This window comes from Acinetobacter sp. ABJ_C5_2 (assembly GCF_044538485.1).
Taxonomy (GTDB): Bacteria; Pseudomonadota; Gammaproteobacteria; order Pseudomonadales; family Moraxellaceae; genus Acinetobacter; species Acinetobacter nosocomialis_A.
Window position 1 is genome coordinate 1 of sequence record NZ_JBIUCS010000049.1, and the last position, 10,311, is coordinate 10,311.

At 37.9% G+C, this 10,311-nt stretch carries 19 protein-coding genes; 9 read left to right on the forward strand and 10 right to left on the reverse strand.

Annotated elements, in window-relative coordinates:
• Positions 1-177: 177 nt before the first annotated feature.
• From ACH8JV_RS18795 to ACH8JV_RS18840, 10 genes are all read right to left on the reverse strand, one after another.
• Positions 178-387, reverse strand: a complete 210-nt coding sequence (locus ACH8JV_RS18795) for a hypothetical protein (RefSeq protein ID WP_396523117.1) — start codon at positions 385-387, stop codon at positions 178-180.
• A 143-nt stretch (positions 388-530) separates the two neighbouring features.
• Positions 531-713 (reverse strand): hypothetical protein, encoded by a 183-nt coding sequence (locus ACH8JV_RS18800; protein WP_396523119.1) that lies wholly within the window; start codon positions 711-713, stop codon positions 531-533.
• Between the two features lie 2 nt (positions 714-715).
• Positions 716-1,156 (reverse strand): hypothetical protein, encoded by a 441-nt coding sequence (locus ACH8JV_RS18805; protein ID WP_396523121.1) that lies wholly within the window; start codon positions 1,154-1,156, stop codon positions 716-718.
• On the reverse strand, positions 1,153-1,557 hold the full coding sequence (locus ACH8JV_RS18810; protein WP_396523123.1) for a DUF559 domain-containing protein: 405 nt from the start codon (positions 1,555-1,557) through the stop codon (positions 1,153-1,155). The genes ACH8JV_RS18805 and ACH8JV_RS18810 overlap by 4 nt, the downstream gene beginning before the upstream one ends.
• Positions 1,554-2,588 carry a replication protein gene (locus ACH8JV_RS18815; protein WP_396523125.1) on the reverse strand — a complete coding sequence of 345 codons (1,035 nt, stop codon included), beginning with the start codon at positions 2,586-2,588 and terminating at the stop codon, positions 1,554-1,556. Before ACH8JV_RS18815 ends, ACH8JV_RS18810 begins: the two co-directional genes overlap by 4 nt.
• Complete coding sequence (locus tag ACH8JV_RS18820) at positions 2,585-3,067, reverse strand: HNH endonuclease (protein WP_396523127.1); 483 nt, start codon at positions 3,065-3,067, stop codon at positions 2,585-2,587. Before ACH8JV_RS18820 ends, ACH8JV_RS18815 begins: the two co-directional genes overlap by 4 nt.
• Positions 3,010-3,843, reverse strand: a complete 834-nt coding sequence (locus tag ACH8JV_RS18825) for a DNA adenine methylase (RefSeq protein ID WP_396523128.1) — start codon at positions 3,841-3,843, stop codon at positions 3,010-3,012. The genes ACH8JV_RS18820 and ACH8JV_RS18825 overlap by 58 nt, the downstream gene beginning before the upstream one ends.
• Positions 3,843-4,115, reverse strand: a complete 273-nt coding sequence (locus ACH8JV_RS18830) for a hypothetical protein (RefSeq protein ID WP_396523130.1) — start codon at positions 4,113-4,115, stop codon at positions 3,843-3,845. Before ACH8JV_RS18830 ends, ACH8JV_RS18825 begins: the two co-directional genes overlap by 1 nt.
• A 41-nt stretch (positions 4,116-4,156) precedes the next feature.
• A complete protein-coding gene (locus tag ACH8JV_RS18835; protein WP_396523132.1) occupies positions 4,157-4,432 on the reverse strand; it encodes a hypothetical protein in 276 nt (91 codons plus the stop codon).
• A gap of 10 nt (positions 4,433-4,442) precedes the next feature.
• The gene (locus tag ACH8JV_RS18840; protein ID WP_396523134.1) at positions 4,443-4,628 is read right to left on the reverse strand and encodes a Cro/CI family transcriptional regulator; all 186 of its coding nucleotides are present in this window, start codon (positions 4,626-4,628) and stop codon (positions 4,443-4,445) included.
• A 76-nt stretch (positions 4,629-4,704) separates the two neighbouring features.
• On the opposite strand from ACH8JV_RS18840, the gene ACH8JV_RS18845 reads away from it, so the two are divergent.
• From ACH8JV_RS18845 to ACH8JV_RS18885, 9 genes are all read left to right on the forward strand, one after another.
• Positions 4,705-5,376 (forward strand): LexA family protein, encoded by a 672-nt coding sequence (locus ACH8JV_RS18845; RefSeq protein ID WP_396523136.1) that lies wholly within the window; start codon positions 4,705-4,707, stop codon positions 5,374-5,376.
• A gap of 488 nt (positions 5,377-5,864) precedes the next feature.
• Positions 5,865-6,290 (forward strand): hypothetical protein, encoded by a 426-nt coding sequence (locus tag ACH8JV_RS18850; RefSeq protein ID WP_396523138.1) that lies wholly within the window; start codon positions 5,865-5,867, stop codon positions 6,288-6,290.
• 216 nt (positions 6,291-6,506) lie between these two features.
• The gene (locus ACH8JV_RS18855) at positions 6,507-6,695 is read left to right on the forward strand and encodes a hypothetical protein (RefSeq protein ID WP_396523140.1); all 189 of its coding nucleotides are present in this window, start codon (positions 6,507-6,509) and stop codon (positions 6,693-6,695) included.
• Positions 6,696-6,697: 2 nt separating this feature from the next.
• Positions 6,698-6,958 (forward strand): hypothetical protein, encoded by a 261-nt coding sequence (locus tag ACH8JV_RS18860; RefSeq protein WP_396523142.1) that lies wholly within the window; start codon positions 6,698-6,700, stop codon positions 6,956-6,958.
• Positions 6,959-6,960: 2 nt separating this feature from the next.
• Positions 6,961-7,290, forward strand: coding sequence for a hypothetical protein (locus ACH8JV_RS18865; protein WP_396523144.1), 330 nt, complete (start codon positions 6,961-6,963; stop codon positions 7,288-7,290).
• Between the two features lie 12 nt (positions 7,291-7,302).
• A complete protein-coding gene (locus tag ACH8JV_RS18870; protein ID WP_289738697.1) occupies positions 7,303-8,373 on the forward strand; it encodes an ATP-binding protein in 1,071 nt (356 codons plus the stop codon).
• 196 nt (positions 8,374-8,569) lie between these two features.
• Positions 8,570-8,713, forward strand: a complete 144-nt coding sequence (locus ACH8JV_RS18875; protein ID WP_002045195.1) for a hypothetical protein — start codon at positions 8,570-8,572, stop codon at positions 8,711-8,713.
• Between the two features lie 9 nt (positions 8,714-8,722).
• The gene (locus ACH8JV_RS18880) at positions 8,723-8,929 is read left to right on the forward strand and encodes a hypothetical protein (RefSeq protein ID WP_005047321.1); all 207 of its coding nucleotides are present in this window, start codon (positions 8,723-8,725) and stop codon (positions 8,927-8,929) included.
• 1 nt (position 8,930) lies between these two features.
• On the forward strand, positions 8,931-10,061 hold the full coding sequence (locus tag ACH8JV_RS18885; protein ID WP_396523147.1) for a phage integrase Arm DNA-binding domain-containing protein: 1,131 nt from the start codon (positions 8,931-8,933) through the stop codon (positions 10,059-10,061).
• The last annotated feature ends 250 nt before the right edge of the window (positions 10,062-10,311 follow it).

Genomic DNA, 10,311 nt, shown 5'->3' on the forward strand with positions numbered 1-10,311 from the left:
CTCTAGGTGTAAATTTAGATTTTTCACTCACAATTTTTAACTCAAATATATAATTTATAAATTATATAAAAAAATTTTATCTGTTACACCTTTTACTATTCCTACTAACTGATTTATACCTATTTTCGACTGCAACAATGCATAAAAGAAAACCTCCTTAAGGAGGTTTTTTGTGTTTTAGAAATCAGTCGCTTTATCGTAAGCTTCAAAAGCAGACTCTCGCTTAGAATCATACTCTTTTTGCTTATCTTCACGCTCTTTAGAGCCTTTTGGCAAACTTTCTATTTGCTTTTCAAGCTTACGTAACATTTCAAAGGTTGGCTCAAACTGTTCACTTCCACCATTTTCCCATGAATCTCTACGTCTATTTTCTTGATTTTGGCTCATTATGCCTCCATTAGTTTGAGAAAACTTATGTCTTGCACTAAAAGCAAAAAGCCCATCTTTAAATGAGCTTTTGGAATAACGCAAGTGAACCTGACTACTCAAGCACACTATATCAGAAATACTATAGTATGCGTTTAAACGAGTCAATCCTTAAATTCATAAACTATTACTGCTGAATATTTTGGGTGTTGATCAGTTGGGTGGCAATGACTTACACAAATTAGATTAAAGTCTTTTAACTCGTTATCCAACAGAGTGAACCAGTTGTTAATTTGAAAAATTAGTTCTTCCATTGTTGTTGCATATACAGCTTCTGCTTTTCTCATTTTCACTCCATTGTTAGAAAATTATATTTACCAAGAAGGTAGAATCTAGCACAACTAACCATGATATTCACTTGGCCTTTAGATTGATTGGTAATAGCCGCAACTGAGCTCAATGATCTATTCTCTACCTTATGCTTAACAAGGCACATCACAGCAAACTTAGTTATATAATCACATTTTTCAGATTTAAATACATTCTTGAGTATTGATTGTATTTGGTCTGCTTCATAATTGTTTATCTCACATCGAATGTAAGATTTACCTTTTGGAAGCTCTCTGTCTGCTTCACGCATTAACCAGTAAATTTGATTGATATGAAGACCATCTGGTAAATCCCCACCCTTCATACGAACCGTTTCGCACCAAGCGCCAAACTGCTCCAACCATCCATCAATAGTGTATTTAGACCAATCCATTTGTTGTGTTTTTAAAGCTGCACTCATCTTTCACTCACCATTTTCTCTATCTGCTGAACTGCTAAACCTGACTTCACTTGCTCTGTACTGAACCGTAAAACTGTAAAACCCATCATTGCCGCCGAGTTATATTTCTCCATATCCCCGATGTAACCTTTGCCTCTTGTGTGACGCCCACCACCTGCCATCCAGATACCACCTTCAACTTCCACTAGAATCTTTTTGCCGGTAATTAGAAAATCTGCTCTCCATTTGCGTTTTGGATGGAATTTATATTCCTGCTCAAAACTGATCTTGCATGCTCTCAAGTGTGTTGCCAGTAACGTCTCGCCTTCACTTGGCTGTCTGGTACCTTGCTTTGCTGAACGGCGTTTCTTTGTCTTCACTGGAAATAATTCACGGTATTCAGCAAGGCTCATTGATGTCATGCCACCCCCTGCAATGAGCCTTTGAACCCGACTTGCTTGAGATACGGCTCCCATTGTTTGGCCTGAACCGGATCGCTAAGTTTTACGGCGATACGAGCTGCAAGTTGATCGTAGCTTTCCCCTGCAGCTGCAAACTGACTTGCGAACTCAGGATGTTGTGAAAGTTTTTGAGCGAAAGTGTGAACCTGTTTGTCGCTGAGTTGATTTGACATCCCCTGCGGGACTCGAACCTGCGTCGTTGTATTTTGGATCTTTGCCTGTTCACGTGCTTGGTATTTCGCTAACGCATTCAGCAACCAGTCAGCAAAGAGATAAGTCTTGAATTCAGGTGAATGATTTTTCCCTTCATTGAAACTTTCAAAAGCATCAAGTTCTCGTTTGAACCATTTCGCCTTGAGAATAGTCTCAACTGCAATCGAATCACTTGCCGAAACAATTTGATCTTTTAAATTTTTCAAAACCAACCAGCTCTTTTTTTTATTTTGAGAGTGTTTTTTGATAGTGTTACTTTGTGTGTTAAAAATTTTTACTAGTTGCGGTAAAAAAATTTTACTAGTCTGGTTAAAACTTTTAACTAGTAAAGAATTTTTACTAGGAAAGTTCAGACAGATTTCCCCTACCTTTTCACTAGTCTGATATGCAGTTTTGGGGTAGTTAAAATTTTTAACTATTTCATTTTTAAAAGGCCTGAATTCTTGAACTAGTAAAATTTTTTTACTAGGGAATTTGATAAGCTCACCAATGTTGTAATGATCAATCAGTGAATAAACATTCCCATATTTAGATTGGTGATGCTTCTTGATCAACCCCACTTTGACTAACTCATTAAGACATTTAACGACTGTTGGACGGCTCTTTAATGACAATTCCTCCAATTGTGTAAGAGAAAGCGCATCACTCTCTTTTGTCCAGCCACGTGTCTTTCGTACAATCAATAGATAAATCTTAACTGAAGCATCGCTAATCTTATTCATTGCTTCATCAACAAAAGCATTAGCAACCATGAATGAGTTTGGAACGAACTTACTCATACTTTCGCCTTCTCCATTTCAAGGTTTGTCCCTTTTCTTGCATTACACACCCGGCATAAGGTTTGTAGATTTTCCATCTCATCTCCACCACCACGAGAGACTGGCACAATATGGTCTATGGTTAGATCTGAGGTACATTCGCAATACAGACAAGTAAAGTTGTCTCTTTCAAAAACAGACTGTCTGATTCTTTTAGGAAGTGTTCTGCGAGATTTGCGCTTAGTGGTTTCTCCATACTTGGTTGCGTAATCATGATCAATCCAGCGACATTCGAAGTCATACACATATAGATTTGCGACTTCACGAGCACACTCGACACATAAACAAATTCGAGAACTCAACCGATAAATCGGGTAAAAGATTTCTCTTGTATGACAAATATCACAATAGATTCTTTCATCTTGTACTGTGGCATCTAGACTCATAAGCCCACTCCAAATAAATCGGTTTGTTGGGCATTTGGAGAAATCCAAAGGCATTCTTGGCGACTCACACCACCTCTATTCCCTGAGGCCTGTACAGCTTTAGTTTTCTTTACCCAGTGTGTTAAGCGTGAGTTGTAAATCTCATGGTCATAACCCGATAAAATGACTTTACCTTTGACCTGATTTAATTGATCTAATAAATCGATATGGTCCTGATCACTCATTTCATATCGATAAGCCGTCATGTTTGATGTTCGAGTACTTCTTACATACGGTGGGTCCACAAAAAATAATGTGTTCTCATCATCATATTGGCTAATTACTTTTGCAGCTGGCTGGTTTTCAATAAGAACCTGTTTTAAGCGCTCAGCAAATTGTAATAATCGATTTGGATAACGTTCCCATAACGCTATTTCATAATTCTTTTGTCGGCCTCCCGCCATTCTAAAACCAGTTTTTCCTTTAGTTGCTCCAGCTGAACCAAAGCCCATTTGTGCTCGAATGATCATCCTTCTCGCTTTTTCTACAGCGTCCTCGGTTTCATCGTAGGCATCATAAAATTCAGTGCGAGCAAATGGCGTTAAATACAATTTCTCTTCTAAACATCTTCGTTGCTCCGGCTCTCTAAGTACTTTGAATAAATTCACGACTTCATTATCTAAATCGTTATAGATCTCAATAACGCTAGGTTCTTTAGTAAATAGAACGGATGCTCCTCCACCAAATGGCTCAACATAAGTTTTGTGGACGGGAAAATGTGAGATAACCCAATCAGCAATCCGGAACTTTCCACCGTGATAACGGATAAGCGGATGTTTTAAACTACTCATCACACCTCCGCCCGTGCTAATTCTTCTGCAGTTAATCGACGTTTTGCTTCTAACTCAGCAATTGATGCCGATCTAAAGAATTGAATTGGTAGAGCTAACTGCTTCCCACACGCTGACTTAACAAAAAGTCGTTTAGGTGTGCTGTAGTAAAATCCAAACACTTCAAAAATTTCGTTATGATCCAGCTCATTAACAACCACCATGTCACCGACTATATATTCCTGTGTATTGAGTTCGCTTGGTTGTTCTGATAAATTATTTTGCATATTCATTGGTTTCCAAATTGATGAATTAAGAAGCCTGATCTCGACCATCAGGCTTTTTCTTTGTCTGGATTCCCATGAATCCCTTCTGATCCCTCTGCGATAAATACCTCTGTACTTAAGTCCCTCATTAAAGCCCCTATTCCCAAGCGCTCCATATTTCGAGCCTCTATACTCAGAACATGCCACTCACCCGCTATTTCTTTTTCAAGTAGCCAAGCGAGATATTGGGCTAGATCTTTACCTTTAATATTTGAAAGCACTTTCGCTCGTTCATGATTTTCAGGAGACAAACGCACATGTGTAGATTTCTTTTCAAGGCTCATAAAAAGTTCCTTATTCACCAGCAGCTTTATGTTTTAGGGGTACTTTTCCTTCGGCTAAATCGCGAATTTGATACTCTCGGACTAATGGGATTTTCTGGTCAGGCCATTGATAAACTGCTGATGGCTCAATGCCTAACAATCCAGCCAGCCCAACACCATTTACCCCAAGCAACTTAAATGCTTCATCTTTTGACATAACCACCCTCTAAAAATAAGATTTCTTATTATTTAATCAAAGAAAACTTATAAAAGCAATATGTAAGATAACTTATATGAATACAGATACTATTGGCCAACGCATACGTGCGCTTAGACGAGCTAAAAAATTAACTCAAGTGCAATTAGCGAAGATTGCAGGTGTTAGTTCGCCCGCTGTAACAGAGTGGGAAAAAGATAGCTATTTACCTAAAGCTGGTTCGCTAGAAGCAATGGCGAATGCATTTGGAGTTACGTCAGAATATATTTTGACTGGTAAAGGTGAAGTCCCTTCAAAAGAGTCTACAAATATAGCCCCAGTGCAAGCTCGAATGGCGCCAGTGTTATCGTGGGTTCAAGCTGGTAACTTTACCAATGTTGAATCTGTTGATATGTCTCAGGTGGTTGAATGGTTTCCCTTACCTGATGACTGTGAAAAATGTTTTTATCTCAAAGTAAGAGGTGTAAGTAATGAGCCAGATTTTATTGAAGGTGATTACATTGTTGTAGACCCGACTGTTCATTATTCAGATATGCAATCTGGGGATATCATTGTTGTTAGAAATGATAAAGATGCAACTTTTAAGAAGTTAGTTATTGAAAGTGATGGTTCTCGTTTTCTTCAAGCAATAAATCCAAACTTCCACCCTAATATTATTCCAATTGATGAAAACTGCCATTTTATTGGTCAGGTTATTGATTCAATGAGATATACCTATCGAGCAAAAAGAAGAATTCGTAAAAGTTAAGCTCAATCATTTAACTTTACAGGGCAATATATGTTTAAAAAAATAAAAAAGACGATTTTAAATTGGTATACGGGTGATCCTGGGAATATGAGATGGGACCCTCTAACCAATACTTACTTAGGCACACGAAAGCCAAGTAAACATTGGACTGCTAGCATTTGTGTTTACTTGATAAGTATCTTTAAAAAATTTTTGTCTTTTTTTGCACAAAATTGGAATGGGGTAATTACCAACCTTTTATCTGCTATTGCCATTTCTATTGCTGGCTACACTCTTTATCTTCAAGTTGATGAAAATAAAAAAGAGGACAAGAGCTGCACCATAACAAGCTCCGACCAGAATTTTGTTCATTTGAAGTGTAAAAAATGACATACCTATAACAATTAATGAGATAGTCATTTTTAAATAATTTAATTCATTGTTTTTCATGATTATATTTACCGTGACCCGACACGGTTCTTTAGAATAGATCGGGTGGAGCAAATTAAATGTATAAATCTACGAGAACTAATGCTTTTTTAGTATCAATAAAAAATATCATTAACAACTTGTATAGCGAAGGAAATCCTTTAGATGTGCATGTAACCCTAGTAGTTTCAGGTCAAATTATTACTGGAAACATTGTCTCAGAAGAGGAATATTTTAATCATGAGTTAACCTCTACTTGGAAGCAAGTATATGATGAAGTTATCAAGAAACCAAGAGATGAATTTAATAACTTACCAGATGAAGAATATGATTCGAAAGAGGTTCCAGAGTATCTCTTACAAAACTATTTGTTCTTAAAAAATGCTTATTATGTAAATGGGGACAAGTTCATACCTTCATCTAACAATGACGGAATACCAATTCAAGTTAGAATTGCAGATATTACAGCTTTTAATTTTGGTAGCTTAAATATTTCTAAAACATAAAAAAATCCTGAATAGTATTTAGCATTTTTAAAACCCATCTTATTGATGGGTTTTTATCATTTATAAATACTAAAATAAGTTAACTTAAAAAATAATTTAAGAATACTTATATTTCACTTGACTCAAAAACTAAGTTTTCTTATATTAATCTCACAAACAATAAAAAGCCCCGAAACTTTGGACGGAGACGGGGCTTTTGCAAACTGCGAGATAAGTATGAAACAAAACCCTATTCCTAGTCAAACGACTTCACGCCTATATCAACACCCAACCATTGAAGAACAGCGCCCTTCTCGTTTCGCCACCATCAAAGCCAACGCAATCGACTTTATTAAGTTTATTACTCTTGCATTCATCCTCTGGGTAATTGCTGTAACTGCAGCATCTTGGATGATGGGAGGCTGATCATGACTAACTCAGCATTAAACCTATCTGAACGCCAACAAACAGTTTTGCAAACTGTTATCGAAATCAATAAAGAAGGCAAACAACCGTACACATGGCAAGTTGTAAGCCGCATGGCGGCTAAAGGCCACCCAATTACTGAAAAACAGTGTGCCTATGATCTAGGTGTAATTATTCGCACTAAAGGTACAGGTGTATTTTCTGCAAAGTTTGATAGCAATCCTAAAGTTTGGATCTATGAAGAACCAAAAGGAGCGGCTTAATCATGAATGCTCAATTCAAACCACATCCAGACGGTATCAAAAGCTTTATAGGCCTTGACCGTTTAACTGGTCTCTACTCTGTGCGTATTGGCTGGACTGTATATGCAGCTAATGCAAATGGCAGTGTTCTGTACACCGTAAAAGGTGAAGTGAAGACTCCTTTAAATGTTGAAGAGTTTAAGGCAAAGCGCCCTAAGGTTTATACAGCCTTAATGAATGAGATTAGCTTTCAGCGCAAGAAAGCATTAGCAGTTGCCTTACAACTTAGCAACATCCCTTCATACGATCGCAAAGTTTATAAGAAGAAGCGCGGCTTTACGGGCAGTCGATAGGAGATTTTGAATATGTCAGTTTTCTTTAAAAAAGCAGAACGTAAAAACGCGAAATTACGCTTAGCGATAGCGGGCCCGACTGGTTCAGGTAAAACATACACAGCATTAGTTTTAGCTAAAGGTATTGGAGGCCGTATTGCTGTTGCAGATACTGAAAATAGTAGTGCTGAACTATATGAAGATTTGGTTGAGTTTGAACATGCAAATATTCAACCGCCCTACACACCTGAAAAGTTTATTGAGGTCATTAAGGCTGCTGAAAATGCAAACTTCGATACTTTAATTTTAGACAGCATTACACACGAATGGTCTGGTGTAGGAGGTTGTTTGGAAATCGTAGATCAATTAGCGTCGACATCCTTTAAAGGTAACTCTTGGGGCGCGTGGAGTCAGGTTACCCCGCGTCATCGCAAATTTATTGACGCAATGCTTCGATCTAGTATCAACATCATTGTGACTATGCGTTCAAAAATGGAAACAGTTCAAACCAATGACAACGGCAAAAAGAAGGTTGAAAAAGTTGGTATGAAGGCTGAACAGCGTGATGGTATTGAATATGAATTTACGACTGTCCTTGATCTCACTCATGACAACATTGCTGTAGCAACTAAAGACCGTTCACGTCTATTTTTAGAACCACGCCAGTTAAGTGAACATGACGGTGTTTTACTAAAACAATGGCTACTTTCCGGATCTGCTAACGCATGTATCACTGGAAACCAGTTTATAGAGCTTGAGCATTTGATGCTGCAGGCTGGCATTGATATTGAGAAGTTCTGTCAAAAGCGGAGCCTTAATAGCTTGCATGATGTGAAACAACAAGTGTTTGAAGAGACGTGTGAAGGTATTAAAAAAATCATTCAGCAGACACAACAAGCTCAGCAAGCAAATGAGCAGCGACTGATTGAACAGCAAGAAAAGACTTTAGAAAGCGAATATCAAATAGCGCTTAAACACATCGAAGCCGCTCAGTCACCTAATGATTTAGACTACTCTGCCAATTATTTCAAAGGGACCAAATACGAGCAGAACATACTTAATGCCTGCACCGCAAAAAAGGACATGGAGGGTTGGAGCGCTTAAATACCTATATCTTTAGGTATGTTGCTAAATTACACGGCAACGGCACTCTTAGAGGTCGCATTGAAGCGACCTCTGCCCTCCACGCTAAACAACGTGTTATGCAGAGCAATGAGCTGATTAAGGATGCTCATATCTCTTTACTCAAGAATCAGGCTTCTGCCCGTAAACAGGCTTTTGAAGCCATGGAGGAATTCATATGAGCTTCCGTTACTCATCCTCAGCCCGAACTCTAATTGTGTTCGGCAACCTAATGAACCATTACTACGACAATGTGAACCCGTCTCAAATTGATAACTTAGTTGATGAAGCGAAATTTAAAGAAGCAACTTGGAGAAAGTAAGGAAGACCTATGGCTTGTCTAATCAAAGTATCTGAGTTCATTAAACGGGTTTACGGCGGCAAGGATGCAACACCTCCAGCCCCGCAAACCATTACCCGTAGTTGCCGACGTGGTGAATTACCGGCCGAACAAATTGGCCGAATTTGGTACATAGATTGGGAAATTTACCGAAAACGTACCGGTAATGAGCTCGTAGACCGTGTGTTAAGAGGTTGAGATGGCAAGGCCTCGTAATACAAAGAACAAAGACTTACCCGCTAATCTTTACCGTGGCCAAGGTAGTGCGTGGCGCTACCGTCACCCTGTAACGGGTAAGTATCATTCAATGGGTTCTGATAAATCAAAAGCGATTACAGCAGCTCGAAAACTAAATGAATTACTCATTCCGTCAGATGACCTAATTGGTAAAGTCATGGGTGGAGTATTTTTTGGTGAATTTGCAGATGACTACCTAGCGAATAAACGACGTAAAGATGGTAAACCAGTAGCCAGCACAACAATTGAAAGTTATAGATCTTATCTGGAAAGATGCAAACTTAAATGGGGTGATTTACGAATAGACCAGATCACTCTTTTTATAGCCAATCAACTTTTAGATGATATGACAGCATCATCCAGTAACGGGTGTCGTGGAGTTTTAATTGATCTGTTTAATGTCGCTGTCAGCAAAGGATTATGTCCAGATAATCCTATTGAAGCGACGATGCCCAAACATATAAAACGGCAACGTAGAAGACACACATTGGAAGGTTTAGAGCTTGTTCGTAAGCACTCTCCTACATGGCTTCAAAATGCGATTGACTTGGCCTTGCTAACCACACAGAGACGAGTCGATATCCTGAAAATGAAATGGACCGATATTCAAGATGGCTACTTGCACGTTGCTCAGGAAAAAACCACTGACAACCCTGAAGATGAGTTTGAGATTTCTGAAGGTGCCGGTTATGTAAGGATTAAAATTGATAATGAACTGCAGAATGTTTTAAATCGTTGTAAGGATAAAATTGATAGTCCTTTCATTATTCACCGTGTTCCTGTGAAAGAAGGTAAAAAGAGAAAATATGAGAAAGAACACTGGACCCAAGTTGATAATCAGTATTTATCATCTAGCTTTTTAAAAGCTGTTAAGAAGTCAAATGCATATCCAAACTTAACAGGAAGACAATTACCGACCTTCCACGAAATTAGAGCTCTGGCTATTTTCTTGCATAAAAAAGCGGGTAAATCTGCTCAGGCATTAGCTGGACATTCGAGTAAGAAAATGACTGAACATTATGAAGCTGGACATGAAATTATTTGGAATGATGTGGACGTAGGTATTAAATTACCATTTGCCGAAGTGACATAAGATTGGGTTGCAAAACCCTTTCTTAAGTTATTGTTTTCTAATAATTCTATATGTTCGAAAAGTTCTATAATAATTAAAATAAAAAATATAATAAAATGTATTAAAATCAATGAGTTTAAAATAAATGCTAGATATAACTTCTCCCTAAAGAATAAATATTAGGTTCAATAAAATTACCAAAAGATATTTAGGTTATCCCAAACCTAAAATGATGAAAATCACAGTATCTATGAGTGGTAATATGTAAATG

Excerpts from the sequence above, each read along its gene's own strand:
- ACH8JV_RS18795 (WP_396523117.1), bottom strand. The coding sequence starts at position 387 with ATGAGCCAAAATCAAGAAAATAGACGTAGAGATTCATGGGAAAATGGT.
- ACH8JV_RS18800 (WP_396523119.1), bottom strand. The coding sequence starts at position 713 with ATGAGAAAAGCAGAAGCTGTATATGCAACAACAATGGAAGAACTAATT.
- ACH8JV_RS18805 (WP_396523121.1), bottom strand. The coding sequence starts at position 1,156 with ATGAGTGCAGCTTTAAAAACACAACAAATGGATTGGTCTAAATACACT.
- ACH8JV_RS18810 (WP_396523123.1), bottom strand. The coding sequence starts at position 1,557 with ATGACATCAATGAGCCTTGCTGAATACCGTGAATTATTTCCAGTGAAG.
- ACH8JV_RS18815 (WP_396523125.1), bottom strand. The coding sequence starts at position 2,588 with ATGAGTAAGTTCGTTCCAAACTCATTCATGGTTGCTAATGCTTTTGTT.
- ACH8JV_RS18820 (WP_396523127.1), bottom strand. The coding sequence starts at position 3,067 with ATGCCTTTGGATTTCTCCAAATGCCCAACAAACCGATTTATTTGGAGT.
- ACH8JV_RS18825 (WP_396523128.1), bottom strand. The coding sequence starts at position 3,843 with ATGAGTAGTTTAAAACATCCGCTTATCCGTTATCACGGTGGAAAGTTC.
- ACH8JV_RS18830 (WP_396523130.1), bottom strand. The coding sequence starts at position 4,115 with ATGAATATGCAAAATAATTTATCAGAACAACCAAGCGAACTCAATACA.
- ACH8JV_RS18835 (WP_396523132.1), bottom strand. The coding sequence starts at position 4,432 with ATGAGCCTTGAAAAGAAATCTACACATGTGCGTTTGTCTCCTGAAAAT.
- ACH8JV_RS18840 (WP_396523134.1), bottom strand. The coding sequence starts at position 4,628 with ATGTCAAAAGATGAAGCATTTAAGTTGCTTGGGGTAAATGGTGTTGGG.
- ACH8JV_RS18845 (WP_396523136.1), top strand. The coding sequence starts at position 4,705 with ATGAATACAGATACTATTGGCCAACGCATACGTGCGCTTAGACGAGCT.
- ACH8JV_RS18850 (WP_396523138.1), top strand. The coding sequence starts at position 5,865 with ATGTATAAATCTACGAGAACTAATGCTTTTTTAGTATCAATAAAAAAT.
- ACH8JV_RS18855 (WP_396523140.1), top strand. The coding sequence starts at position 6,507 with ATGAAACAAAACCCTATTCCTAGTCAAACGACTTCACGCCTATATCAA.
- ACH8JV_RS18860 (WP_396523142.1), top strand. The coding sequence starts at position 6,698 with ATGACTAACTCAGCATTAAACCTATCTGAACGCCAACAAACAGTTTTG.
- ACH8JV_RS18865 (WP_396523144.1), top strand. The coding sequence starts at position 6,961 with ATGAATGCTCAATTCAAACCACATCCAGACGGTATCAAAAGCTTTATA.
- ACH8JV_RS18870 (WP_289738697.1), top strand. The coding sequence starts at position 7,303 with ATGTCAGTTTTCTTTAAAAAAGCAGAACGTAAAAACGCGAAATTACGC.
- ACH8JV_RS18875 (WP_002045195.1), top strand. The coding sequence starts at position 8,570 with ATGAGCTTCCGTTACTCATCCTCAGCCCGAACTCTAATTGTGTTCGGC.
- ACH8JV_RS18880 (WP_005047321.1), top strand. The coding sequence starts at position 8,723 with ATGGCTTGTCTAATCAAAGTATCTGAGTTCATTAAACGGGTTTACGGC.
- ACH8JV_RS18885 (WP_396523147.1), top strand. The coding sequence starts at position 8,931 with ATGGCAAGGCCTCGTAATACAAAGAACAAAGACTTACCCGCTAATCTT.